Origin of the sequence: Bradyrhizobium arachidis, from assembly GCF_015291705.1 — a bacterium.
Lineage (GTDB): Bacteria > Pseudomonadota > Alphaproteobacteria > Rhizobiales > Xanthobacteraceae > Bradyrhizobium > Bradyrhizobium arachidis.
This window is the reverse complement of sequence record NZ_CP030050.1, coordinates 6,057,299-6,082,880: the sequence shown is the minus strand read 5'-3', so window position 1 is coordinate 6,082,880 and position 25,582 is coordinate 6,057,299. Positions and strand designations below refer to the sequence as shown.

22 protein-coding genes and 1 pseudogene are annotated in these 25,582 nt (G+C 62.6%); 13 read left to right on the top strand and 10 right to left on the bottom strand.

The genetic code is table 11. From position 1 onward, the window contains the following. The first annotated feature begins 20 nt into the window (after positions 1–20). The gene (locus tag WN72_RS28475; RefSeq protein WP_167380943.1) at positions 21–1,043 is read left to right on the top strand and encodes a methyltransferase domain-containing protein; all 1,023 of its coding nucleotides are present in this window, start codon (positions 21–23) and stop codon (positions 1,041–1,043) included. Between the two features lie 80 nt (positions 1,044–1,123). Here WN72_RS28475 and WN72_RS28470 read toward each other — a convergent pair whose 3' ends face one another. Continuing rightward, positions 1,124–2,359, bottom strand: a complete 1,236-nt coding sequence (locus tag WN72_RS28470) for a glycosyltransferase (RefSeq protein ID WP_244553804.1) — start codon at positions 2,357–2,359, stop codon at positions 1,124–1,126. On the opposite strand from WN72_RS28470, the gene WN72_RS28465 reads away from it, so the two are divergent. After that, positions 2,347–3,699: a thioesterase domain-containing protein gene (locus WN72_RS28465; protein ID WP_092217339.1), complete on the top strand. Its 1,353-nt coding sequence runs from the start codon at positions 2,347–2,349 to the stop codon at positions 3,697–3,699. The genes WN72_RS28470 and WN72_RS28465 overlap by 13 nt on opposite strands. A 173-nt stretch (positions 3,700–3,872) precedes the next feature. Here the strand turns inward: WN72_RS28465 and WN72_RS28460 are convergent, their stop codons facing one another. Together WN72_RS28460 and WN72_RS28455 are read right to left on the bottom strand one after the other, a co-directional pair. Next, positions 3,873–5,507, bottom strand: coding sequence for a substrate-binding domain-containing protein (locus WN72_RS28460; protein ID WP_084334361.1), 1,635 nt, complete (start codon positions 5,505–5,507; stop codon positions 3,873–3,875). Positions 5,508–5,629: 122 nt separating this feature from the next. Next, on the bottom strand, positions 5,630–5,863 hold the full coding sequence (locus WN72_RS28455) for a hypothetical protein (protein ID WP_143130657.1): 234 nt from the start codon (positions 5,861–5,863) through the stop codon (positions 5,630–5,632). A 213-nt stretch (positions 5,864–6,076) separates the two neighbouring features. Here WN72_RS28455 and WN72_RS28450 point away from each other — a divergent pair, with 213 nt between their 5' ends. The 3 genes from WN72_RS28450 (at position 6,077) to WN72_RS28440 (ending at position 9,785) form a co-directional block, all read left to right on the top strand. Further along, on the top strand, positions 6,077–6,991 hold the full coding sequence (locus tag WN72_RS28450) for a peptidylprolyl isomerase (protein ID WP_167380941.1): 915 nt from the start codon (positions 6,077–6,079) through the stop codon (positions 6,989–6,991). A gap of 107 nt (positions 6,992–7,098) precedes the next feature. Then, the gene (locus WN72_RS28445) at positions 7,099–8,373 is read left to right on the top strand and encodes a hypothetical protein (RefSeq protein ID WP_143130656.1); all 1,275 of its coding nucleotides are present in this window, start codon (positions 7,099–7,101) and stop codon (positions 8,371–8,373) included. Further along, the gene (locus WN72_RS28440; RefSeq protein WP_143130655.1) at positions 8,370–9,785 is read left to right on the top strand and encodes a hypothetical protein; all 1,416 of its coding nucleotides are present in this window, start codon (positions 8,370–8,372) and stop codon (positions 9,783–9,785) included. The genes WN72_RS28445 and WN72_RS28440 overlap by 4 nt, the downstream gene beginning before the upstream one ends. A 24-nt stretch (positions 9,786–9,809) precedes the next feature. Here WN72_RS28440 and WN72_RS28435 read toward each other — a convergent pair whose 3' ends face one another. Further along, entirely contained in the window at positions 9,810–10,577 is a 768-nt protein-coding gene (locus tag WN72_RS28435; RefSeq protein ID WP_167380940.1) for a class I SAM-dependent methyltransferase, read from the bottom strand. Here WN72_RS28435 and WN72_RS28430 point away from each other — a divergent pair. From WN72_RS28430 to WN72_RS28410, 5 genes are all read left to right on the top strand, one after another. Beyond that, complete coding sequence (locus WN72_RS28430; RefSeq protein WP_167380939.1) at positions 10,563–10,877, top strand: hypothetical protein; 315 nt, start codon at positions 10,563–10,565, stop codon at positions 10,875–10,877. The genes WN72_RS28435 and WN72_RS28430 overlap by 15 nt on opposite strands. Before the next feature lie 328 nt (positions 10,878–11,205). Beyond that, positions 11,206–11,829 carry a class I SAM-dependent methyltransferase gene (locus tag WN72_RS28425; protein ID WP_027559742.1) on the top strand — a complete coding sequence of 208 codons (624 nt, stop codon included), beginning with the start codon at positions 11,206–11,208 and terminating at the stop codon, positions 11,827–11,829. Between the two features lie 84 nt (positions 11,830–11,913). Further along, complete coding sequence (locus WN72_RS28420) at positions 11,914–14,031, top strand: glycosyl hydrolase family 28-related protein (protein WP_167380938.1); 2,118 nt, start codon at positions 11,914–11,916, stop codon at positions 14,029–14,031. A 309-nt stretch (positions 14,032–14,340) separates the two neighbouring features. Further along, the gene (locus WN72_RS28415) at positions 14,341–16,605 is read left to right on the top strand and encodes a Wzz/FepE/Etk N-terminal domain-containing protein (protein WP_092217333.1); all 2,265 of its coding nucleotides are present in this window, start codon (positions 14,341–14,343) and stop codon (positions 16,603–16,605) included. 466 nt (positions 16,606–17,071) lie between these two features. Beyond that, a complete protein-coding gene (locus tag WN72_RS28410; protein ID WP_244553803.1) occupies positions 17,072–17,395 on the top strand; it encodes a helix-turn-helix domain-containing protein in 324 nt (107 codons plus the stop codon). 200 nt (positions 17,396–17,595) lie between these two features. Here WN72_RS28410 and WN72_RS28405 read toward each other — a convergent pair whose 3' ends face one another. The 3 genes from WN72_RS28405 to fdhD all read right to left on the bottom strand — a co-directional run bounded on the left by WN72_RS28405 (position 17,596) and on the right by fdhD (position 19,658). Continuing rightward, a complete protein-coding gene (locus WN72_RS28405) occupies positions 17,596–18,324 on the bottom strand; it encodes a transglutaminase-like cysteine peptidase (protein ID WP_167380937.1) in 729 nt (242 codons plus the stop codon). A 136-nt stretch (positions 18,325–18,460) separates the two neighbouring features. Continuing rightward, entirely contained in the window at positions 18,461–18,766 is a 306-nt protein-coding gene (locus tag WN72_RS28400; RefSeq protein WP_092217331.1) for a putative quinol monooxygenase, read from the bottom strand. A gap of 136 nt (positions 18,767–18,902) precedes the next feature. Then, on the bottom strand, positions 18,903–19,658 hold the full coding sequence (fdhD, locus tag WN72_RS28395; protein ID WP_244553802.1) for a formate dehydrogenase accessory sulfurtransferase FdhD: 756 nt from the start codon (positions 19,656–19,658) through the stop codon (positions 18,903–18,905). A 225-nt stretch (positions 19,659–19,883) separates the two neighbouring features. Between fdhD and WN72_RS28390 the strand changes: the two genes are divergently transcribed. Together WN72_RS28390 and WN72_RS28385 are read left to right on the top strand one after the other, a co-directional pair. Then, on the top strand, positions 19,884–22,205 hold the full coding sequence (locus WN72_RS28390) for an FdhF/YdeP family oxidoreductase (protein ID WP_092217330.1): 2,322 nt from the start codon (positions 19,884–19,886) through the stop codon (positions 22,203–22,205). Positions 22,206–22,228: 23 nt separating this feature from the next. Continuing rightward, complete coding sequence (locus WN72_RS28385) at positions 22,229–22,837, top strand: cysteine hydrolase family protein (RefSeq protein WP_092217329.1); 609 nt, start codon at positions 22,229–22,231, stop codon at positions 22,835–22,837. Between the two features lie 20 nt (positions 22,838–22,857). Here the strand turns inward: WN72_RS28385 and WN72_RS28380 are convergent, their stop codons facing one another. The 3 genes from WN72_RS28380 to WN72_RS28370 all read right to left on the bottom strand — a co-directional run bounded on the left by WN72_RS28380 (position 22,858) and on the right by WN72_RS28370 (position 25,159). Further along, positions 22,858–23,700 (bottom strand): Crp/Fnr family transcriptional regulator, encoded by an 843-nt coding sequence (locus WN72_RS28380; protein WP_092217328.1) that lies wholly within the window; start codon positions 23,698–23,700, stop codon positions 22,858–22,860. 115 nt (positions 23,701–23,815) lie between these two features. Next, positions 23,816–24,973: a DUF305 domain-containing protein gene (locus WN72_RS28375; protein ID WP_084334353.1), complete on the bottom strand. Its 1,158-nt coding sequence runs from the start codon at positions 24,971–24,973 to the stop codon at positions 23,816–23,818. A 6-nt stretch (positions 24,974–24,979) separates the two neighbouring features. Beyond that, entirely contained in the window at positions 24,980–25,159 is a 180-nt protein-coding gene (locus WN72_RS28370) for a hypothetical protein (protein ID WP_027559732.1), read from the bottom strand. A 295-nt stretch (positions 25,160–25,454) separates the two neighbouring features. On the opposite strand from WN72_RS28370, the pseudogene WN72_RS28365 reads away from it, so the two are divergent. Continuing rightward, positions 25,455–25,577: pseudogene (locus tag WN72_RS28365) on the top strand (SDR family NAD(P)-dependent oxidoreductase); the annotation flags it as partial. Positions 25,578–25,582: the final 5 nt, after the last annotated feature.

Below are 25,582 nucleotides of genomic sequence, written 5' to 3'. Positions count from 1 at the left end.
CGACAATGAGGAATGATGGAATGTCACTGGAAAAGATTCTACCGAGCCTTCGTTGTCCGGTGAATGGAGACGAACTCACGCGCCGCGGCGATCTGCTGATATCCAAATCCGGCAGGGAATATCCGATCGTTCGTGGCGTTCCCGTGCTGCTGTCTAATACCGACGACCCGACGCTGTGGGTCGTCAAGGCGTCCTACGAGGCGGCGCGCAAGCATCCCGAGGATCCATACCAGGCCGAGACCGTGGCTGTGCTGCCGCACGAGTTGCCGGCGCTGAAGGAGCGTTTGCGTCGCGCGGGCGAGGAGAAGGTCGATCCCGTCATTTCCTTCTTGATGATTGCCACGAATGGCTACTTGTACGGCGATCTCGCTGGAACTCTCCAGGAGGTGCCTATCCCGCAGATCCGCTTGCCGCAGGGTGAGGGCCTGTTGCTGGACATCGGCTGCAGCTGGGGGAGGTGGTCGATTGCGGCCGCACGGAAGGGATATTCGGTCGTCGGTATCGATCCATCGCTGGGCGGCGTCCTGGCGGCCAAACGTCTGACGCAGAAGCTGGGGCTCGACGTGACATTCGTGGTCGGCACTGCGTTGCGGCTTCCCTTCGCCCCCGGCACGTTCAACCACATCTATTCCAACAGCGTGCTGCAGCACTTCTCCTACGAGAACGCCGAGCTCGCTGTTCGCGAGGCTGCGAAGGTCTCTAAGAAGGATGCGTCTCTGCTGATGCAAATGCCGAACAAGTTCGGCATCCGTTGCCTCTATCATCAGGCGCGGCGCGGATTCAGGTCCGGCACCGGCTTCGACGTTCGGTATTATTCACCCGGATATCTCCGAAACCTGTTCGCCTCGAGCTTCGGCCCGAGTGAGCTCAGCATCGACGGCTTCTTCGGGCTTGGCGTTCAGGCATCTGATCGGAAGTTCTTGCCGCTCTCGAAGAGGTTGGTCGTCGACGCATCGGAAGCCCTGCGCGGTGTGTCCAGGGCGCTTCCCGGTCTGCTCAACGTTGCCGACAGCCTCTACGTGAATTCGCGCCGCGCGGCCTGACCGCGTGCAGGCTTCGCCGGGCCGAAGGTGGGAGCGGCGGTCAGCAATGTCGACGGCAATGACAGTTATGGCGTTGCCTTTCACAACATCGCCTTGGCCGTTTCGATTGTCCGACCGTGAGCCATCGCGATCTCGGAGAGCAGGCGGCCAAGCTGCCTGGCCGGGATGCCGATCTCGAAGCGGCGCAAGAAGCAGTCGCGGGCGGCCGCGCCCATAACAGTCCTTGCGGACTGAGGCATCGAAACGAAGCGCGCCAACATGTCGCAGACGCCGGCGGCGTCATCCGTTGCGATCAGTCCGGCGGCGTCCGACTTGACCTCGCGCCAGATATTGACCTTGTCGGTAATCAGGACCGGCTTGCCGGCCGCAAGCGTCTCCGCGACCGCAACACCGAAGTTCTCCTGATGCGACGGCAGCACGAAAGCATCGCAGGCGCGCAGGGCGCCCCATTTGACGTCGCCGAACACCGCGCCCGGCCAATGGATACGACGTTCAATGCCGGCCGCTCGTGCCTGGGCCTCGAGTTGTCCCCGCCATCCGATCTGATCCGGGCCCGCGATGACGAGATCAAGTTCGGGATGCTCGGCGGCGATCCTGGAAAACGCCGTGACCAAGAGGTCGCAACCTTTCTTGGGATGGATACGACCGAGAAACAGCAGGAACGGCCGGTCGCCAAGAGCAGGTAAGGATCCGCGGAAGGCGCTGATCTGCTGCTGGCAATCCCCCTGGATGTCCGCAGTCCCATAGCCGACGATCCGCTCGCGGACACGGTAGGGCCAGAACGTATTGCGGGCCCGTATCATTTCGTCTTCGGTGGTGAACAGCACGGCGTCTGCATTCTTCAGCAGCGGGCCCTCGGAGAAGGCCCAGAGCGCCTGCTTCATCGCATGCTTCAGGCCTCCGCGCGCCCATGGATCCAGCATGCCGTGGGCAAATACGACGTAGGGAATGCAGGATCGTGGCAGAACCTGCCGCGCTCCGAAGCTCGAATGATTCCAAAGTCCGTTGACCACCGCGATGTCGTAGTCGCCGGCATGCGCTCTGAGCCACGGCGAGAATTTGGGCGCATAGCCGTAGTGGGTCCACAGCCAGTTGAAAGGCCCGGATGGACGGCTCAGCATGCCGCTCCCAACTGCGAAGGTCGGCACCGGACATTCGCGGACCCAGGGGTCGTCCGGGCCGTCGAGGCTGACGATGTGCGTGTCCATTCCGTACGCGCGCCGGGCCTCCGCCTGGCGCAACAGGCCCTCGATCGCCCCGCCGCCGCGCGGGTCGACCGATGCTATGATCTCGAGAATGCGCAATGATGATTTCATTGAAGGCTTCACATCCGGATATGATGCATACGACATATGGATGGATAAGCGATACCAAAATGATCGCTGCCGTATCAAGGATTGCGCCGAGCGGCGCTCCCGGCACGGCCGGATTCATCAGACTGTCAATGAGGGCTGCCATCACGGTGCGCTGGCAACACTTGCGGGGCTCGCCGGGAGCATCGCGACGGACGGGCTGGGGCCGCGCAAACCGGCGGGATGGCTGGACGGTTTGCCGGCAAAAGGATGCGATGATGAGCGACGCAATGACACCCAACGCACGGGTCGGGTCGGCGCCGATACGGCAATCACTTTCCGTCAAGGAGACGGTCCTCGCGATCTGGGAGCGCACGACGGGTCCGAAGGGACAGCAGGCGAATGCCGATCTTCGCCACATAGGGATCGGCGTGAGGCGGGTGGTTCGTTTGCTGGATGAGATTGAATGGTCGCTGGGCAAGAGGATTCCGATCGGCACCGCGTTGAGACTGGGCACGCCGGAGGCCATTGCGGAGGCGATCGCGACGGATCGGTGGCCCGAGCCCTCGCCGTTGCTGCTGCTGAAGGGTGGCGACGATCGCCCGCCGCTCTATCTGATTGCCGGCGTTCGCGGGACTCTGTTTGAAGTCGTGGCGCTAGCGCGGGCGTCGTCATCATTCCCCGGCAAGATCTGGGGTTTTCAGCCGCCCGGCTTCGAGGGCGACACACCGCGCTTCGAGTCGATTGAGGCGACGGCGGCCTGGTACGTCAGGCACCTCGCCGGCGATCCCGCCGAGCCGGTCAATCTCGTTGGATACTCGATGGGCGGCGAGATCGCGATCGAGATGGCGAGGGCCCTGCGCTCGGACAATCGAAAGCTTGGATTGGTCGGCCTCATCGACACTAACGTCGTGGAACGACACTGGTCGTTGAAGACACGATTGCGATACGTGGCCCGGCGTTCGCAGTTGCGCGTGTTGGGACTATTCGAGGCGCCGTCGGAGCAGCGCTGGCAGACACTGCTCAATATCGTGCGCCCGCTGATCCGCCGCCTGATAGGCCAATTCACCTACGGTGCCGAATTCACGCGCTATTACGAATCCTCACTCGACGACAGGATCAAGGTGGTCAAGGACCTCGCGCTCGTCGCCTACGAACGCTACGTGCCGCCCGTGGTCGATTTTCCCGTCGTGCTGTTCAAGTCGTGGGAGTCGGCCAAACGGGATCTCGTCGATCCCGTCGAAACATGGCGGCCGAAGGTGCCGGAGCTCGAAGTGGTCGAAGTCGACGGGAACCACGCCAACATGATCTTCCCGCCTTTCGTTCACGGACTGGCAGCCGAGATTTCCATCCGCCTGTCGTAAGGCGCATGCCGTCTGGAATACGTCCATACGGTCCGCGGCCGGCGTCGCGCGGCCGAATGGCTGGCTTGATCCTGCGCGGCCGAACCACGCATGTGTCCGAGGAGAGCAAAAAAAATGCACCCGGCCGAAGCCGGGTGCACATGCCTCGTTTGAAGGAGGCCTTGAACGGCAGATCAGGCGCCCTGCTTGCTCGAGCAGCCCGGGTTGCTCGGATCACCGGCATTACCCATCATCGACGGGCCGCCCGTGATGAGCGGGATGATCGGGTCGCGCCAGGTGTTCGGGATCGCCGAGAAGCCCTGCGAATTGAGGATCGCAGTCGCGGCCGCGTCGTAGTAGTGGAACCCGATGTAGTTGAACAGGTTCTGGAACGTGCCAGCGCCGAGGCCACTGTCACGCGTCTGGCTGTAGCACTGGTACATGTCGAGCCAGGTGAAACCAGCGATCGGGTACGAATTCGGCGTGGCCGGGTTCGGAACCTGAGACTGCGAGCTCCAGTTCAGCGGGTTGGCGATCGCATTGGCGTCTGGCAGGATCGGGTTGACGGCAGCCATCGAGTTCTTGATGCGGGTCGGCGACGGCCACTGGAAGGCGCCCGTGTTGTTGTCCACGTCATACTGCGACTGGACGTTGGCGACCTTCATGCCGGTCGAGAGAACCGGCTGCGAGAAGTCAGTGGTGGAGTAGCCGATCGCACCGTTGTTGCTTTCGATCGCGGTCTTGACGCCGCCATTGGTGTTGCCGGCGATGAAGGTGCCGCCGCCGGGATTGTTGTTGAGAGGCTGAGCCGGCGAGCAGGTGTCATTGGTGAAGTCCGGCCAGTTGGTCAGGTTGCTCGCGCGGTAGAGAGCGTCGGGGCAGGCCGCGTTGGTGCGGTCGCTGAACCGGAACTCCCACGAGCGGGTGGACGGGGTTGCACTGAGCGCGTCGGTCGTGTTGAGCGGGCCAGTGACACCCTGGCACTGCCGATACAGGGCGTTGACGAACAGGAAGTTCGTGCCGCTGCCGTCGGAGCGGTGCACGACCTTGATCGCGCCGGTGCCGAGCTGAACGTTGTTGTTGGACTTCTTCAGCTCGGGGTCGTTCCAGGCGGTGATGTGGCCGGTGAAGATGCCGCACAGCGCCTTGCGGGTCAGGTTCAGACCGGAGTAGTTGCCCGGATAGCCGAACGTGGCCTTGTCGGCGGTAGCGCCGGCCGGAACCGAGTTCTGGATGTTGAGCGGCGTGCCGTTGCCGTCGTTGCCGTTGAACGCGATCACGACAGCGCCAGCCATGGCCGGCATCTGAATGATATTGCCGTACTTGGCCTGGTTGCCGGAGTTGACGTAGTTGGTCGCGTCGGTCGCATTCCAGACGTCGTCGCTGCCGACGAACTGCACGGACGGATAGCCGTACTTGTCGGTCCAGCCGGGAATCCAGCTCGAGACGATCGGCAGGTGAACGGCGGGCGCAGCACCGAAACCGGTCGCGTTGGAAGAGCCGTCATGAGCGATCAGCGCGCGCTTGCCACCGCCGGAGCCAACCGGAACGTAGAGGATCTGCATGAACAGGCCGCTGAAGTCGCCAGTCGCGCTCGGGCACGACGGGTGGATCGGATAGGCGGGCTCGAACGCACCACCGGGGTACGGCCAGGTCGGGCCGCCGGGGTTACCGTCGACTTGCACCGAATGGCAGTCAAAGAGATAGCGATACACCGGTGCAGGGAACGACGCACCTCCCGCGTAAACCAGCTGAGCTTGAGCCGGCGCAGCCAGGCCGCAAGTGCCGATGGCAGCCGTGGCCAGCAAATACGCTTTCCAGTTTCTCATTAGAGACTCCTGTTCAATTTCTTAACTCCCGACCTTTTCCCCCAACGGGCATCGTATCGGGCGCGGCGGACCCTAGTCAGGCTTTGTTATGTTTTAACGTTACATTTGTGAACTAGATAACATCATTTATCGATGTGCAGGACTCCTTGCGTTTTCACCGCGCTCGCGTGCGCTGTCGTGAAATTTTCGCGGTGGCGCTGAAAGCAAAACAACGTCGCATTCGCCTTGCCTTGCTGCGAATCACGTTGCGCCGGCGTTCGCAATTTCGTGCGATGCAATTGCTGCGGCTTCCGATCTCCGCATTGCGCCGGCAACGTCGATCGTGAGCGAATAACATAACGGGAGTTGATGGTCACAAATCATTCTTCTCCGCATTATATTAGCGTCAGGCTTGGATCATTACAGACGCATCCTGGTCATGCCGAGCGGGTACGACCGGCTGCAGTTGCAGCGGCATCGCGTTCTGCCGCGCAGCCCGCGATGATGCATTTCGAAATCTGATCGAGGGTATGATGGTTCTCTGTCGTGGTCGCCGCCAGCAGTCGTCTGGTGTGTATTCTCGAATGGTAGTGGGACTCGCAGTCGCGACGAGCCTTTGGGCCGCGAGCGGATCCGGCTATGCACAGTCAAGCCAGACGGTCGTCGCCAAGGTCGGCGACCTGATCATCGCGAAGGTTGACGGCGTGGTGATCGACGGCCGCGACTACGAATTGGCCCAGCAGATGTTTGCGCACGACTTGAAAGGACTGGATGAAAAGGCGCGTCGCGACTTTCTGGTGCAGTACCTCATCGACGTCGCGTTGATGTCGAAGGATGCGCAGAAGAGGGATCTGAAAGTGGATGAGGCTGCCCTGCAGCGCAATTTCAATTTCCTGCGCAAGAAGGCGCTGATGGAGAGCTGGCTGGGCACCGTCGCGCAGTCTGCCATCACGGACGATTCGGTTCGTGCGGCATACGATCAGGTGGTCAAGGACACGAGCGAGCCCCAAATCCGCATGCGGACCATGCTCTTCAAAGTCGACGCGACCAACGATGAAAAGGCTGTCAAGACCGCAGAGGACCGTGCCAATGAGGCCGCCGCCCGCGTCAAGAAGGGTGAGGAGTTCGCCAAGGTCGCCGAGGAGATGACGGGAACGTCTCTGCCGGCCACGCTCAAGGAAGTGGGCTACTTGGATCGCCAGCAGATGAAGCCGGAAATTGCGAAAGTCGCGTTCGCGACCGAGGTCGGAAGCACGACAGCTCCGATCAGGACCGAGCAGGGCTGGGAGGTTCTCAAGATCGAGGACAAGCAGGCGCGCAAGCCGCTGGAATTTAACATCGTACGGGAAAAGTTCGCCGTGGTCGTCGGGCGGAAGGCTCAACTAGCGGCGATGGAGAAGCTGCGGGCGGACGCGAAAATCGAGCGGATGGATAGCCTCGAGCAGCCGCAGGACCAGGCCGCCAAGACGCCGAGTGAAGACGCCAAGGTGAAGGCGCCGAACTAACGGCGCATCGCGCGGTCGCGCCGAACAGTGCGGGTGGGGACGATCAGACCGGAGCGTCAGCGGTTTCGGTCGATCGTCCCGGAAGGATGCGGAAACAGGAATTGCCAGTGAAGGCACGGTTGTCGGCGGCCGCCAATATCGGCCTCCTGTTCGGCGGATACGGCTTCGGACAGGGAGCCGTGTTCCTTGCCCAAACCTGGTTGATAGCCGTCGGCGAGTATCGTTTGCTCGCGTCCTTCGGGACTCATTTCCTGTTTGCCGTGCTTGGCAGCCTCGTCGTCGATGCGGGCTCGTGCACCACGCTGGCGCGCCACGCGGCGTCATCTTGCCGCGAGACCGGCGCTCAGGATCTCTCGAAAGCGTTTTGGGACACGACCGTATTTCGTTTGCTTCTTGCGCTCACTCTGGCCGTCGCGGCGAGCATCTATGCATTTGCTTTCGCGCCAGACGGATTCTCCAGCAACTATGCGCTCTCCGCGGCGCCCGGCCTGATGTTCGTCGCCTGGAATACGGCCGGATTGCTGGATGGATTCAAGTTCAGCGGTATCAGCGGAATGAGTGCGGCATTCCCTTATGCAAGTTCGGCTCTCGTCCTGGTTATCGCTGCCAGACACGCCTCGCCGGATGCCGCGGGCGCCGCTCTCGGCGCCGCTTTTTCGGCTGGATGCCTGCTGATGGTTGCGACGCAGTGGATTGCGCTCGGCAATCTCGGCTGGCGGCCGCATGCGCGGACCACGACGTTGAGCGGCCTGCGGAGGGCCGCGCGGGAAGGTGGGGCCATGCTCTGTGTCCACTTGCCGGCACAACTCTATGGCCGTGCGCAAGTGGTGTTGAGCGCGGCTTGGCTCGGTGCCGAGACGACGGCTCTCTTTCTCTACGCCAAGCAGATAATCACGGGAGCTCTTCAGGTCATCGCATTCGTGCAACGGGTCGAATTCCCGACCTTGGTTGCTTGCATGTCCGGTCATAACGAGAATCCGTTGGCGACGGTCTTCCGGGCGCAGAAATTGGTGGCCGCTACGGGACTTGCCTTCACGGCGGCGGTGTCGACGGCAGGACTGGTCGCGGCACAATTCCCGGAGAGCCGGTTCAGCGCGGTCGCACCGCTCCTGAGCGCGTTTTCACCGGCAATCCTGACTGTCACCGCGGTGATCATGATGATGCAGGGGTTGGCCGCAAGCGGGGCCTATGAGGGTCTTGCACTGGATATCGCGATCTTCCACCTCGTCGGGGTTGCGGCCAGCTACGTCCTGCTGGACAGCTTGGGCGTATACGCTTTCATCGCGGCCGACATCGTATCGACCTTGCTCGGCATCCTGCTGCTCGCGCTGCGGCTGGGGAGATCCAGGCAGCGGGTTGCGGCGATGGGGCCGCAGCCGTGATTGCGGCAGCCGATGCAAGGTTGCGCAGCCTCGCCGGCAAGCCTGCGGCGCTGCAAGGACATCGGCTCCTCGCCTCCGCGACGGTCCTGAGGCTGACCTTCTTCGTCGGGTACTACGCTTTGAACGTGCTGTTCGCGGCGGACAAATTCGTCGCAGCGCTGACGTTTCCATCGTTCTTGATCTGTTGCTACAACATCTTGCGAATACGACGATCCTGCGCGAGCGTCGAGGACATGCTTTGGCTGCTGATGTACGTGTTCTTCGTGATCGCTCCCTGCCAGACTCTCAGATTCGGGCATTTCGAGAACGAAGGACCGGTCACCGGGTTCTTTTTCACCAACGGCGAGATCGCAACGGCGTTCGTCGTCGTCTTCGTCTTCCTCCTGACCGCTACCGTAACGAGCGTCCTGGTCAGGCGGCTCGTATCGGCGTCGGAGCCCGTGCGCTATCGGTTGAAAGACAATGCGCTGCCTGTGCTGCTCGTGCTCTGCGTGCTCGGTTTTGCCATGTTCGTGGTCGCCCAAGGAGGCATGGGAAACGTCCTGGCGGATCGATATTCCAAGGAACTGTCGGACAACGGCGCCATGGGAACGGCAGGCGCCTCCGCGCTGGCATTGCAGATGGTGGCCTGCCTCTTGATCTGCGTCCACGCGAAGTTCATGCCTTACCGGCAAAATGCCGGCCCGGTGGTCGTCGCCATTTCGACCTCACTTGCGCTCGCCATGCTCTTTATTGCCCAGAATCCGTACAATACGGCGCGGTTCTATTTCCTGATGGCCTGGCTGCCGATCGTTCTGGTCTTCATCTCCGGCAGACTCGGCATCAAGACGTTCTATCTGGGCGTGCTGGTCGGCCTCGTGGTTCTCATGCCGATGCTCAATCTCACGTCGAGGTCCGGCGCCTCGCTTGCCGAGGCCGTCGAGGCCGTCGACTTCTCGAGCGTGCTCACGATCCCCGGCCTCGATGTGCTCGACATGCTCGTTTACGAAGTACGCTATCTGGAGCTGTCGGACTTTTTCTGGGGGACCAAGACGCTGGGCCTGGTGTTGTTCTTCGTGCCACGCAGTCTCTGGCCGGGGAAGGAGACCGTTCTGGCCAGCGACATGGGGCTTGTCCTGGCCGACCTCGGGACGGCCGGAACGCCGAACCTGTCGGGCTTCGTTGCGGGCGATTTCTACGCCGATCTCGGCATCGTCGGCGTTGCCATCGGAGCGTTATTTGTGTCGTTCCTGCTCACATTCTTCGGGATCAAGCGAGCGGTTCTCGTGCACGGGCTGGATCTGCGCGCGTTCGTCTTCATGGCGTCGGCGCCCATCCTGGTCCGCGGCTCGCTCGGCTCGGTGGTTGGGCTGACATTCGTCGAAATGATCATCCTGGCAGTGCTGACGCGCGTCATGTGCCGACGGTCGTAACCGACCGCCACGGCAACGCAACGATCATCTCTTGATCGTGTGGATGTACATCATCTCGCCGTTGAGGTTCGATCCACTCGCGAGAGCAAACCAGATGCGGTTGATCGCGATGCGGAGCGGAAAGAAGCGATATCCTGCCGCCTCGTCGACATTGCGCTCGGTCTCGTAGCTGTAGGTCTTGCCACCCTTGCGCCCCGCCGTCGCGCTGAACATCAATCGTCGCGCCTGCAATTCCCATGGCGTGAACGAGCGTACGCCCGCGAGTTTCAACGGTCCCAGCCGCTCCAGCATTCCGGTCAGCGTCGTGCCGGTGAAGAAGCTGACATGCTCATGCGGAATCCATTTCGGGAATTGTCCGCCGAGTACTTTGACGACATTTGAGGCGAAATTATCGGTGCCGATGATGAGCGAGCCGCCGGGCTTGAGATGCTCGCATATCCGCAAGACGAACTCGCGCGGCTCAGGGATGTGCTCGATCACTTCGAACAGGGTGATGATGTCGAAGCGGTCTTCGGCCGCGAGATCTTCGAGGCTGCGATAGGTCTTCAACCCAAGCGTCTTGGTCGAATAGTCATATTGTGCCCGCGACAATTCGACCCCGGCAATGCTCGCGCAGTCGCGCGCCTTGTCGAGCAGGAAGCCGTATCCCGAGCCGACGTCCAGCAGCGAACGGCCAGAGAGCTGCGGGCAGAACCGGCGCAGCACGTTGATGTTGATGGTCGCGTTGACCCGTTGCCCATCCATGTGGCGCTGGTCGTGATAACCGTCGATGTAGAATTGATCGATGGCCACGGCCTGCATCGTTTCGCGCGAGAACATGAAGTCGCATGCATTGCAGTGCGCAACTCTGATGCCGTCGAGCATGAGGTGATCGCCCAGATCGTTGGAATGACACAACGGGCAATCGTCCTTGGTTTGGAATCGACGAGCGGCGACATTCATGGGATCTGGCCATTCCTGGAGTCTGGTCGCGGTGTCGCACGTCGACGACATCGCTCGTGCTTTGCCCAACCAGCGGCATTCCGTGGCGCGAAGGCGACCGCGAAGCCGCCGATCTGGTCGCGCGACCAGCTTCTATCACACGCGGGATGACAATCATATAACCAGTAACATGCCATGAGATTGCGGGGATCACCTCGTAGCGGACGCGGCATGCGGTCACGGCTCGCCGCCGGCAGACCCAGATCGTTCATACGGCCAAAAAGGAGGTCAACCCACCTGCCAAGCGCCTCGAGATCGTAATAGAAAATGATCTCATGTATAACATAACTTGCGGGAGCGGATGTAAAATGGCGATCTCGTTGTTGCGATTTCGCCGCCATGTCACGGCGCTCGTCTAATGATCGTACCGATCGGCGATCGATGTCCGCCGGTCGTTCTGCATTGAAGGGCGTGGCCGCGCAACGGCTGGGAGACGTGTATGGAACAGCTCGAGTCGATCTCTGGATATACCTTTGACGATGCCGAGCTGAACGGATCGCATGACATCCTGCTGCCGTGCCTGCTTGCCGTGCTCGATGAGCGGGGCGGGAAGGGGACGCGCGTCATGGATCTCGGATGCGGCAACGGAGCGGTCACCGAGCTGCTGCATCGTCGCGGTCATTCCGTCGTCGGAGTCGATCCCTCCGAAACCGGCATCCGGTATGCGCGGCAGAAATATCCGCATCTCCAGATCGACCGCGGCTCGGCCTACGACGCAATGGAAAAATATGGCCAGTTCGACTTCGTCGTGAGCCTTGAGGTCGTCGAGCACCTTTACAACCCGCGCAAATTTGCCGCCACCGTTCATAGTCTGCTCAAGCCGGGCGGCACCGCGATCATCAGCACGCCCTATCACGGATACTGGAAAAACCTGACGATGGCGGTTACGGGCAGGCTCGACCACCATTTTACTGCCCTGTGGGACCATGGGCATATCAAGTTCTGGTCGTACAAGACCCTTCGCCAGCTTCTCGAGGAAGCGGGTCTGCACGACGTGGAATTTCATCGCGTCGGCCGCATCCCCCCGCTGGCGAAATCGATGCTCGCCGTTGCCCGTAAATAGAACGCGCCCGCGATGTTTCGATCGGTCTGCATCGCATTCGCGCTGATCGGACTGACGGTTGCGGGCGCAGCCGCGCAGCCGCACGTGTTCTGGTACAACGATCCCGTCGGTCCGGATGAGACAGTCATCGTCACCGGCTCGCGGCTGGACGCAGTCAGGGCGATCAGCATCAGCCGCGTTCCGGGCGGCGCGTCGGGGCAGGCAGCCGGACCGCGGTCCGTGGAGTTGATCCAGCAGGACGCGCAATCCGTGAAGTTTGTCGTTCCAAAGGAATTTGCTCCGGGAATCTACCGCTTCACATTGGCTTATCCGGAAGGCGAGGTTTCTCTCCGCCTCAACAGGCCGGCGGTCTATTGGGTGCAGGCGAGCCTCGGCGACACCGTGTCGTCGGGCGGAACGGTGCGCGTGTTCGGGCGCAACATCGTGCGGCAGCCGGAGCGGGCAAAGCTCGTTCTGCTCCCCGAAGGTGCGGGCCAGCCGGTCACGTTGACGGCCGCCGCAGGGAGCCTCTGGCACGGAGGTTTTCGTCTTCCGGACACGGTTGCACCGGGTGGCTATCGCTTGCGTCTCTCGAACGGCGACGGCGACGAAGATGATTTCGTCGACGCCGGACGCATTCACGTCGTTGCCGCCGCCGCGGAGAGACGGTCGATTTTCAACGTTCGCGAATATGGTGCATTCGGCGATGGCATCATAAACGCGTCGCGGGCAGTCAAAGCGGCGATCAGTGCCGCCCAACAGAGTGGCGGCGGCATCGTCTACCTTCCGCGCGGGCGGTATTTGATGACGGGGCCGCTCCTGATCCCATCCAATGTGACCCTCAGGGGCGAGCGCACGGATCTCGTCAACCTGGTCTGGCAGGACGTGGAGGATCCGCCGGAAGCGCTGATCGCCGGTACGTCGCATTTCGCCATCGAGGATCTGACGATCTACGCCTCCAGGCACGGCCACGTCGTGGTTGGTGGCTTTCTGAACGGTGTGCCGATTCCGAGCGCATCGGACATCGCCGTTCGTCGCGTGCGCATTCGCGCTTCGGCCTTTCGCGGCCACATGTCTCCGGAGCAAACCTTTCAGCGGATGCTGAAGATCGACCGGCAATACGGCCAATCGCTGGATACGATTCGTCTGACGGGCGACAAATTGACGGTGACCGATTGCGATGTCGTCGGATCGGGCCGATCGCTCTACTTGTTCAAGCCGAGCAACACCGTCATATCCGGCAATGTTTTGAACAACGGCAGGTTCGGGTGGTACTCGTTCACTGGCGCAAATCGCATCATATTCGAGAATAACACCGTCACGGCGGCCGATCTTCAGGGCACGGGAGGGTCGATCAATACGCTTTCGCCCGATGTCACCGGTTCGGAAAACGTGTTCTTCGCCAACAATGTGTTCAAGGCGTTATACGGCTGGGATCGCGAAGCGGTGTCGAGTGATGGAGGCGGCGGCTTCTATTTCGGTCCTGCCTCGAGCGTCGCGCCGGACCGGCTATCCTTGCCGGGGCCGGCGAACGAGCGCGTGATCGCAACGACCTGGGTGGGCGCCGTGGTCATGGTCGCGGATGGGCGGGGAGCCGGCCAATTCGCCCGCGTTGCGGCCTTCGATCCGGCCGGCAACGATAGGCCGATGTCGGTTGCGCTGGACCGCAAGCTCGCGGTCGAACTCGATGCGTCGTCGGTCGTCACCGTAGTCCAGATGCATCAGAACTATCTCATCGTCGACAACACATTCGAAGACGTCGGCGTTGCCGCGCAGTTCTATGGCACCGGCTTGAATCACGTGCTTGCCGGCAACGTCGCTACGAGGACCGGAGGGTTCTTCGACCGCGCCTTGATCTATCACCACTTCCAGCCAAGCTGGCAGGTGCAGATCCTCAACAATCGAATTACCGAAGGCAACGCATATCAGGCTGGGCCTGATCGCACGATTGCGTCCGGCGAAGCCTTGATCGCCGTTCAGGCGGTACGACCGCCGGGCATGTTGAAGCAACCGCCACTGGTCCGTGCCGTGATCGTGCGCGGCAACCATATGGACAACGACGCTCATATCGAGGTGACCGGCGTAACGCCGGTCTTTCCGGGCGTGCGTGACGTCGTCGTGGAGGACAACGTCATTGGATCGTCGCGCGTGGGCCTGGTCATCGACCGCGGCGTGCTGCTGGCGACCGAGCGGCGCAACACGGTCAACGTCATCGAGAGGTGACTCTCCAGCGGACCGGTCCGGTAGACGATCTCGAGACGATCACGCCGGTTCATGGTTGAGCCGTGTCGAGCTGATCGGAACGCAGTGGCGAGAGCGATCGCATGTGCCCTCGCCACTTGTGACGTGCAGATGACGCTGACGTCGTCTGTTTTATTTCGTTGAAGCGGGCGACGATACGTCTTGTGCGTAGGGACCGGACGATCGGCTTCGGCGGAGCGTTTCCGGTGGCCCAAGACGCTCGTCACGCGGCCGGAAGGTTGAGGATTTGGACGAGGGCGCGCCGTTGGCGCGGATCCTCGGCGGACAACGATGGATACCCGAACGGCAGTACCAGCCAAGCCAATCGATCAGATCGACCGCGAGAGTCTCGGCGGTACCATTTCCGTGTCCGATCTGGTCGAACAGATATGGGGCTTCATTCGCCGCCAATATCTCGTCTTTGTCATCGTCACCGCCTGTTCGATCGGTCTTGGCCTCGTCTATCTGCTGACGACGCCTGCGCGCTACACCGCGCATGCGATGATGCAGATCGACTCCAGCAAATTGCGTGTCCTGCAACCGCAGCAGGTGTCGTTCTCGGACACGCCGCTCGACACCACGCAGGTCGAAACCCAGGTCGAAGTGCTGAAATCCGAAGGACTCGGGCTGTCCGTGGTCAAGGAGATGCGGCTGACGGAGGACCCGGAGTTCGCAGGCAACGGAGCGCGGCTTTGGGGATCCGGCAATTCGGCGCAGGACGCCGAAAGCCGGCAGTCCCAGGCCCTGGATGCCTTGCTGCGTCAGCGCAGCATCAGCCGGGTCGGCCGCACTTACGTCCTCGACATTGCCTTTAGCTCGCTGCGCCCGAATCGCGCCGCTGAGATCGCCAACGGCATTGCCGAGGCCTACATCGTCGATCAGCTGGAATCGAAATACCAGGCCACGCGGCGCGCCAGCAAATGGCTCCAGGACCGGATCACCGAGCTGCGCGAGCAGGTCTCGGCCGTCGATCGCGCCGTGCTCGACTACAAGGAAAAGAACAAGATCTTCGACATCGCCGTCGCTCCTGCGGCCGGCGGCGCCAGCGCCAGCGCTCGCTCGCTCGAGGAACAGCAGCTTGCGGAGATTTCCAGCCAGCTGAGCACCGCGCGCGCCGCGAGCACCGAGGCGAAGGCGCGGCTCGATCGCATCCAGGAGGTCCTCAAGATGGAGATCCCCGATGCCTCCGTGGTGGATTCATTGCGAAGCGAGATCGTCATCCGGCTGCGCAACCAGTATCTCGATCTCGCCGCGCGCGAAGGCCTCCTCTCGCAACGCTATGGAAGCGACCATCAGGCCGCGATCAATGTGCGCGCCCAGATGGACCAGATCCGCCAGTCCATCACCGACGAGCTGCGCCGCATCGCCGAAAGCACCAAGAGCGATTATGAGATCGCGACGGCTCGGGAACAGTCGATCAAGAACAAGCTGGCGGACATGGTCTCGGATGCGCGCATCACCAACCGCGAGCGTATCGGCTTGCGCGAGCTCGAAAGCAACGCCCAGGCGATCCATACGATCTATGACAGCTTCCTCCAGCGCTATATGGAGGCGATCCAGCAGCAATCGTTCCCGATCACCGAGTCCCGCATCATCAGCGCGGCAACCGCGCCCAAGCAGAAGAGCAGCCCCCGGGCCTCCGTCGTCCTGGGCGTCGCAACGGTGCTTGGCATTGCGTTGAGTCTTGCGGTTGCCGGCCTGCGCGAGGCGCTCGATCCGGTGTTCCGGAGCAGGCGGCAAGTCCACGAAACCCTTCAGGTCAAATGCCTCGCCGTCGTGCCGCTGCTCGACGCTCCGCCGCGATCGCGCCTGCTCGCGCGATGGCGGCGAAACGCCATGCAGGATGCTGCCGTCATGCCCGCCGGCGCAGATGCGATGCTCGGCCGGGTGGTGCTCGATCCATCGTCGCTGTTTGCCGCCTCGTTGCGCTCGATCAAGGTGGCGGTCGAAGTCAGCACCGCGGGCCAGCGCAGCAGGGTCGTCGGTTTGATCTCGACGCTGCCGGACGAAGGCAAGTCGACGATCGCCAGCAATTTCGTGGAGCTGATCGCGCATGTCGGCAAGAAGGTCATTCTGGTCGACGGCGATCTCCGCAATCCGACGCTGAGCCGGGCGATGGCCCCGGATGCGGCGAGCGGCCTGCTCGAGGTTCTCGCCGGAGAGGTCGGACTGCACGATGCCGTTCGCACCGCGCGCGGGCCCGCCTTCCTGCCGACGGTCCTCGGGTCCCGTGATGCTCACGGCAGAGAGCTTCTCGGCTCGGAGGCGCTCAAGATGCTGATCGAGCAGCTGCGGGAGACATATGAGTACATTATCATCGACCTGCCGCCGCTCGGTCCTGTCGCCGAGGTGCGCGGAACGGCAGGTATGATCGATTCATATGTTCAGGTGATCGAGTGGGGCCGATCGCGCAAGAACACGGTGCGACAGCAGTTGCTCGGAGCTCCCGAGATCTACGAGCGGTTGCTCGGTGTGGTCCTCAACAAGGTCGACCTCAAGGAATTCAGCCGGCATGAGACGCTGGATGCCGTCGGCGGCCAGAACGGCTATTATTAAAAGTTGAAGCTGCGCTCAATCGCAACCTCAGATTAGGGTAACAGAAGATCATCCTCATCTTCCGGACCCACTGTGGCTCCGTGCGGGCGGGCGGGATTACCGGCCGCTGGCCGCAGCTCCGATTTTTCCTTTAAATCCGCGATCGAATTTGCGATGCAGGCTCCAGGGGTTGAAGGCGACCTGAGTCTGGAGGGGAATTTTGGCAGGACGCCGGTGTGTGCTAACAGGGCCGCGGGACCGGCCGGGGGCATCGGGCGAGCGCAAATTAACCATCGGCAATGCGATGGCCGCGCAGAAGGCTTTACTGTGGGGACAATTCGCGCCAAGCCTGTCGCTACGAAGCTACTTTTCATTAGTAAGTTGAAAAGGTTAACTAATCCCGCTTTGCTAGGGCAAAGCGGGGACATTGGCCGGAGAGGGCGAGATGGTCGGCAGGAGACATGATTCGCGGGAAATTTCGGACAAGTTGGCCCAGGCGGATCAACTCGCGGCCAGAGGCAAGACCCAGCGCGAGATATCGAAGGCGCTCGGCGTCAGCATCATGACCTATCATCGCTGGAAGAAGATGCTCAAATCTCCCGAGCCGGCGATGGATGGGACAGGCGGCGCGATCGAGATCGGCTCGAGCGTTCCGCGCGATGCCAGCTCCGAAGACACCATCAAGCGCCTCGAGGTGGAAAACGCGCAACTGCGACGTCTTGTAACTGACATGTTGCTCGAGAAGCTGAAGTACGAGGAGGAGCTGCGCGCACGCCAGGAGCCGCGGCTCCGGCGCCCCGAGAAGGGCTAGCGCGTCTGCGAGCGAAGTGAACGCCGGCTCACATCGGGAAAGTGCGTCAAAACGAGAATCCGGAAGCCCCGTTCCGATGTCCTCGAAACGGGCATGGCGCTAGGGCATGATCCGGAAAAGTGCGCAGCGGTTTTCCGAAAAGATTATGCTCAAACAATAACGTAAAGCGCGATGACGATTCATCCTCATCTCATCGCGCTTTAGGGCCTGATCCCCAAAGGGGGAGGCAAGGGGAAGGACGAGGCAAGGGACGCGGGGAGCGGCGAAGCCGACAACGCGAGCTCAACGGCCGGTTTGGCCGGCTCGGCACCGAACGATACCCAGACGTTTGGATCCGTCGCGCTCTGGCGCGATAAATAGCGATAGTTCGTCTCGTACCAGAATAGGATTTCTGGCGTCTGGTTGTCGAGGATCATTTCGCCCCGATCGGACCGGACGGTCAGGACGGCATGGCGTGTCCTGGTCTGGCCGCGCTCCTCGACGATGGTGATGAGCAGCGCGCCCTGGGGCCAGCCGGTCTTCGCGAGCAGCTTGCGCTTGAGCAGGACCATGTCCTCGCAATCGCCGCGGTCGAGCGGGTAGGCCCAGCGCTCGGTTTTTCCATAGAGCTCGGTATCGCTGGTCCAGGTCACGCGATCGTTGACGTATTTGTTGATGTCGTAGAGTTGCTGGAGCAGCTCCGGCGTGAGCGTCACGTCGCGCGCCTGATCGGCCGAAGGCTTGCATTCGTCGGCGTTTGCAGCGCAGAGCTGGAGCCAGCCATTGGGCGCCTTGGTCGCGTTGCCGATCGCGGCGAACAGCGCCGGACGGGCAAGGAAGGCGTGAGCCGGGAGCGCATCCCAGACGAACAGGGCGGCCGCGGCAGCCGCGGCGGCGGTCCACGCGCGAAGCCGTCTGGCGGTCCGCCCCTCCATGCAGAACTTCGTCATGCCCATTCCCCACCGGATTCCGGGTGGGAGGTTCGCAAAGACCGCTCGCGATCCCGCTAAGCAATTGTTTCAAATTGAATGGATCGGCGCGAAAGCTCTCGCGCCGGGGCGGCTATGGTGTGATTTCAGTTAAGATTCAACGATGGTCGCTCCGCAGCGGCTCCCAGATCTCGATATCGCGATCGCGCGTGAGCAACCCGGGAAGCGCCTCGTGCCAGGCGTCGCGATAGGATCGCTTGATCTGGACATTCAGGACCTCTTCATGGCTCTCCCAGGTCTCGTAGAGCATGAAGCGATATTCGGACGCCGGATCGCGGTGCAGGACCGCCTGGTGGAATGTCGGCTCGTTCCGCATCGCATCGAGCACCGTCCCGAGCAACCGCAGAAAATTTTCGCGCTGCTCAGGCACGACGTCGAACTTGATGGCGTAGGTAACCGGCATGGGTGAATTGCCTTGATGTTCGCCCTGGCGGGAATTGCCGCCAGTCGAGGTGAGGATGCATCACGCGACCGAGGCCGGTCGATTACCTCCCAGGTAAGAAGGACGCGGGATGTACGCGTGAATTCGGCTGCGCAGCTCAGCCCGACGCTGCATCTGCCTCGGCCTCGGACATCGACACCCGCGCCGGATGGCTGAAGATTTCGAATTCGTTCCCCCGCGCGACACCGACCAGCGTGATGCCGCTGGCCTCCGCCGTTCGCACGGCCAGTGCGGTCGGCGCCGACATGGCGACGATCACGCCGGCACCGATCGCAGCGGTCTTCTGCACCATCTCCACCGAGATGCGGCTGGTGAGAACGACGGCGCCCGCGCGCCCGGATGTCCCTTCGCGCGCGAGAGCGCCGGCGAGCTTGTCCAGCGCATTGTGGCGGCCGACATCCTCCCGCACGATCATGATCCTGCTGCCCGGCTCGAAAAATCCGGCCGCGTGAGTGGCGCGTGTCACGTGATTGAGGATTTGCGACTCGGAGAGCGCCGCGATGGCCGAACTGACCTGTTCGGACGTGAGGCCAGTCGGCCGCTCGACTGGCTGTGCGATGCGGCGGGCTTCATGCAAGCTTTCGATGCCGCACAGGCCGCAACCGGTCGGTCCGACGAGGTGCCGGCGTCGTTGCTTCAGCAGGCGCCCCGCGTTCGGCCGCAACCATAGCCGCAGCTCGATGCCGTCGGCGCTGGGCACGACCGTGAGCTCCTCGATCTCGCCGATGTCCGTGATGATCCCCTCGGTCAGGCTGAATCCCAGGGCGAGGTCGGTCAGATCGCCGGGGCTGGCCATCAGCACGGCGGCGGTCGTTCCGTCGTAGACGAGCGCCACTGGATATTCCTCGGCCATGACGCGCGCGTCATGCATGCCGCTCGACGTGAGCCGGGGCATTTTCACCGAGGCCTTGGGGGCAGAGGCACGATCGCGTGCGCTGAATTGGGAGCCGTGCATGAATGCTTGCCTTACGTCTGTTCATCGACGCGCGAGCGCGAGCAAGGTTCCGAAACGTCCAGGAACTTGCGATCGGATCTCGGGTTCTTCGCGTGCAGGGCTTGCACGATCGAAGGACATGTCATGCGGCAAAAGGCAAAGGTCGAGACCTATGATGCTCCGGCAGGTGGCTGGGGCTCGCTCAACGCCGTTGCTCACATCCTGACACAGGAAGAGGTCGCGATCCTCGGCAGCGAGATCCTGCTCAAGCAGAACAAGTCCGATGGCTACATGTGCGTGAGCTGTTCCTGGGCCAAGCCGGCGAAACCGCGTCCGTTCGAGTTCTGCGAGAATGGCGCCAAGGCAACGGCCTGGGAGATCACGCGCAAGACCGTGACGCCGGAGTTTTTTGCACAGCACAGGCTGGCCGAGCTTCAAACCTGGTCCGACCATCAACTGGAGGAGCAGGGGCGCCTGACGACGCCGATGCGGTACGATCGCGCCAGCGACAAATATCTGCCGGTCGGCTGGGACGAGGCCTTCCGCGAGATCGGCGCCGAGCTGAACCGCCTCGATCCGCGTTCCGTCATCATGTACACGTCCGGTCGTGCCTCGCTCGAAGCGAGCTACATGTACCAATTGTTCGGCCGGATGTACGGCACCAGCAATTTCCCCGATAGTTCCAACATGTGCCACGAGACCACATCGGTGGCGCTGCCGGAGGTGATCGGCGTTCCCGTCGGCACGGTGCAGCTGGAGGATTTCGAGACCACCGATTGCGTCTTCTTCTTCGGCCACAACACCACGACCAACGCGCCGCGCATGCTGCATCCGCTCCAGGAGGCGGCGCAGCGCGGTGTGCCGATCGTGACCTTCAATCCGCTTCGCGAGCGCGGCTTGGAGCGCTTTGTCAATCCGCAAAATCCGGTCCAGATGATTGCGGGCGGGACCCGGATCAGCTCGCAATATTATCAGGTGCGGGTCGGCGGCGACGCTGCGGCCATCATCGGGATCTGCAAATTGGTGATCGAGGCGGATGATCGCGCCGTAAAATCCGGCGAGCCGCGCGTGATCGATGTCGACTTCATCACGCAGCACACCTCTGGCTTTGACGAGTTCGCCGCATTCTGCCGCGCGCAGGACTGGAACGAGATCGAGCGGGCGTCCGGCCTGCCGCAGTCGGCAATGCTGGCGGCCGCGAACACCTACATGGCGGCGAACGCCGTGATCGCGAATTACGGCATGGGCGTCACCCAGCACAGGCACGGCGTTGAGACGGCGAAGATGATCGTCAACCTGCTGCTTCTGCGTGGCAATATCGGCAAGCGTGGCGCCGGGATCTCGCCGATCCGGGGCCATTCCAATGTCCAGGGCCAGCGCACGGTCGGCATCTCCGAAAAGACCAAGCTCGTGCCGCTCGACAAGCTTGCCGAGCTCTACGGCTTCGAGCCGCCCCGATGGGATGGTTTGTCGACGGTGGACGCCTGCGAGGGCATCCTGAAGGGCGAGGTTCGCGGCTTCGTCAGCCTTGGCGGCAATTTCCTGCGCGCTGTTCCCGAACGGTCCTTGATGGAGCCCGCATGGTCACACCTGCGCCTGTCGGTGCAGATCGCGACCAAGCTCAACCGTACCCATCTCGTGCCTGGAGAGATCACATACCTTCTGCCGTGCCTCGGCCGAATTGAGATCGACCAGCAGGCGAGCGGCGCGCAGGCGGTGTCGATGGAGGATTCCACCGCTTGCATCCATGGCTCGCGCGGCCAGCGCAGGCCGGTGGCCGAACATCTTCTGTCGGAGCCGGCGATCATTGCCGGTCTCGCCAAAGCGACATTGAAGCCCAATCCCGATGTCGGTTGGGACGCCTGGGTCGCCGATTATTCGAAGGTTAGGGACGCCATCGAGCGCACCTATCCCGATCAATTCAAGGACTTCAATGCGCGGATGTTCGAGCCCGGCGGCTTTGCGCGGCCGCTCGCGGCCCGCGAACGGAAGTGGAAGACCCCGAACGGCAAAGCGAACTTCACGGTTCCGAAGGCGGCCTTCGCGCCGCCGCGCGAAAGCGACGGCATCTACGAGTTGATGACGATGCGCGCGGACGGGCAGTTCAACACCACGATCTATACCGAGGACGATCGCTTTCGCGGCATCACGGGCGGTCGCTACGTCGTGTTCATGAATCCTGCCGACATGGAGGACGACGGGCTGAAGTCGGGGGATACCGTCACGCTGGTGACGGAAGCGGGCGACGGCGTCGAGCGCAGCTTGAGCGAGCTCCAGGTCGTGCCCTACGGCATCCCACGCAGGAGCGTCGCGGGCTACTATCCGGAATGCAACGTGTTGATACCGCTCTGGCACTATGCGGAGGGCAGCAAGGTCCCCGCGGCGAAATCCGTTCCGGTACGGCTGTTCAAGGACATCCCGCCCGAGATCCTCGATGACGAAGACGCTCCGATTTCGGCGACTTGAACGCGAGCTGGCGGTTGAGGACGATGAGGGACAGCACGTCGAAAGTCGCCGATATCACGAACGCCGTTCACCTCTGCATCGACATGCAGAATATTTTCGCGCCCGGCGGGCTGTGGGCGACGCCGTGGATGGAACGGGTGTTGCCGACGATTGCCGCCATCGCTTCGCGCTACCAGGCCAGGACGATCTTCACGCGCTTCATCACGCCGCAGGGTCCGGAAGATCGGCCCGGACAATGGCAGAGCTATTTTCACCGTTGGCGCGAGGCTACGCGCCGGCACCTGCCGCTATCCGCGCTCGAGCTGGTGCCGGCGCTCGGCCGGTTCGTTCCGCCGGCCGTCGTCATCGACAAGCCGGCCTATTCGGCGTTCAGCAATCCCGGTCTTGCGACCCTGTTGGTCGAAAAGCACGTCGGCGCGGTCGTCATCACCGGGGCAGAGACGGATGTCTGCGTTCTGTCGACGGTCCTTAGCGCGGTCGATCTCGGTTTCAGGGTCGTCATCGTCGAGGACGCGCTGTGCAGCTCATCCGACGTCGGACACGATGCGCTGATGACGATGTACCGCACCCGCTTTCACGGCCAGGTGGATCTCGTGACCGCCGAAGAGCTGGCGGAGTTCTGGCGCGCGTAGAATGCACGAATCGAACCAGCTCATGCGAGCGCAACGTCGGCCGGCACCGCTCTCGGTCGCGCCGGCCGCGGATCGCTCTCCCCGGATCGCATGCTCAGATAGGCCGGGTCGAAGCCGGCAAGCCGGACCAGGCCGGGCCAATCCGTGATCGTCATGGTCTTGCCTTGCCATTGCAGCAAGTTACAGCGGCGAAGCTCTTGGATGGTGCGATTGGCGTGCACCGGGGACATGCTGCAAGCGGCCGCGATGTCGGATTGGGTGAACGGCGAGGACAGCTTGAAATCCCTGGCAAGGCCGACGGTTTGCAAACGTGTGGTGATCTCGCAGAGCAGATGCGCCACGCGCGTCAACGCATCGCGGCTGCCGAGGTTGACGGTCCAGTTGCGCTGGATCGCGTGATCTGCCAGCAGCATCAGCAGCAGGGCGTGCGCCATCGCCGGCGAACGCGCCGCCAACTCGCGAAAGAAGCGATGCGGCACGAGGGCGACGATCGCGGGGCCGAGCGCAATCAGATTGCCGTCGACGCGCGGGCGATGGAGCGTGTGCAGGTTGGCGATGTCGCCGGCAACGCAAATCGATGTGATCTGCCCATCCGCGCTTTCCGGATTCTGCCAGGACAAATAGCCCTGGAGCAGCAGGCAGCATTGGGTCGTCTCGTCGCCATGGCGAAGAATGGCCTGATGCGCGCCGACATGCGCAATGCCGCTCGGCATGTTCGCGAGAAGGTCGAGATCGTCGGCGGTCAGGTCGGCAAGGCTCGCCAGACGATCGGCGAGCCTCGAGTAAGCAATCCTACTTGCATGCGATGTCCGATGGCCCGCCGCCCGCGTCGGACTTTGGCCGAGATGGACGGCGGAAAGCATTAACCTTTGATACGTTTGCGTCGACGAATGGGCCGGGAGCAGCCATGTCGCATGATCGCGTGAGGTCAGGGAACTGTGTTCGTCAATCGGCTCGCCGAACCAAGGTTCCCAGCGTTCAATTGACGTTGTCGCCGAGCATGTTGCGGAAGGCGGTGATGACGGCGGCAACGCCACTCACGCCTTGCATGAGCGCGATCTCGCCCTGCTGCTCGTGGCGAATGGCATGAGCCATGATGCGCAGGCGCAGATCACCGCGGCTGTGCCACATCTGGTCAGCCATCCTGACCGCGCCTCTGTGATGCTTGCTCATCGCTGCGACGAACAACGCGTCGAACTGGTCCGCCGGCGCGGTCTTGACCTGCCGCATCTCGTTCGGCGTCAGGAAGCCCGGCATGGCGGCACGTTCGTCCGTGCTGCAATCCGGCATGTCCGTGTCGAACCAGCTCAGCCACCAGGTCTCGAAAATCCTGTTCTCACCGGACTGGCTTGCGACCATCAGCATCGCGAGCTTGCGCAGATGCGGGTCGCGGGCGCGTTCGGCGCCGCTCTGCGCGAGCTCGATACCCTGCGTGTGATGCGTCGTCATGTGGCGGAGATAGGCCTGGTCGGCATCCTTGTCGCGGCCCATCCACGGCAACTCGTAGCCGATGCTGCCGAGCAGCGCGATCGTGCCGAGCACTGCAATCGCGGCAACCGCGCCGGTGACCCAGGCATTGGTGAAGCGCACGTCTCGTGCCGGTGCGTCGCCCGGCATCCAGCGCAGCCACGCGAACAGGGGATACATCACGGCGGATGAGCCGTGGACGAGCAGGCCGATCCAGTAGGGCTGTTGCAGAGTGAACAAGGGCTGCCAGAACGGAAACAGCGGCACCAGCACGAACCATTCCATGGCCGAGGAGAACACCGCCCAGGGCAGCGCGAGCAGCAGGATCGTCAGCGGCCGCAAATCGGCGGTCCAGCGCCCGAGCGCGCCGAAGAAGACCAGCGCCCAGGAAAAATCCGCCCATTGGTGAAAGGCGATGCCGGCGAGGATCGCGCTCCACGACGGCTCGGAGCTGATTGCCCAGTCGCGCGCCGGAATGGCCGCGACCGTCATCCAGTCGACCGCGGCATCGCGGCCGATCCGGGCGGCGAAGAGCTGGCTGATGATGGTCGAGAAGCTGCTGCTGATGAGGCCGAGCGCGGCAGCGGCGATCCAGCGTGAATGCCGCCGACGTATGGAGAGTAATGAGGTGCTCTCGCCAGTGTGTTGAAGGGAGATAGCCGGCTGCACGGCGATTCACGTGAGCTGCTTGAGCTTCTTCAGCGGATTGAGCTCGCTCGGCTGGCCCTGCTCGTCGCGGCCGCGCTCGGCTTGCGCCTTCCCGTCGTCGTGGAGATCCTGATCGCCGATGAGCTCGCCGACGGCTTGCCTGGCCCTGCCGACGATCCGCTCGCGAAGACCCTTGGTCTTGCCCATGAGCTGCCTCCGATATGGCCTGCCTCCAGGCTCACGCCGCTAGCCCCGGCGCGTGAAGGGGGGGCGAGCGCCGGGGCTGCGGTCTAGTACGCTTCCGGAAGCGGGGGGACGCCGGAAGCGTTGATGAGACTCGCTGATGCGCCGATGGTTCCTGCGGTGATTACCGGTCTCGAGCCCGATGATCACCCCTTCATTGCCCTGGAGCAGGGTGGTGGCGTCCGGCAGCGGCGCGGGCGGTCGGTCCGGATGTGTCGACATCAGCAGGCGGCCATGGCCTTGCCAGTGCCATTTGCGCGACGCGGATATCGTCACGGGGCTCAAGAACAAGATCCAGACCACGGTGGCGAACGTCACGACGAACGAGATGCTGGCCAAGCAGCATCGCAAGATGGCCGAGCCGGGCACGGCCAAGTCGTAAGGCCA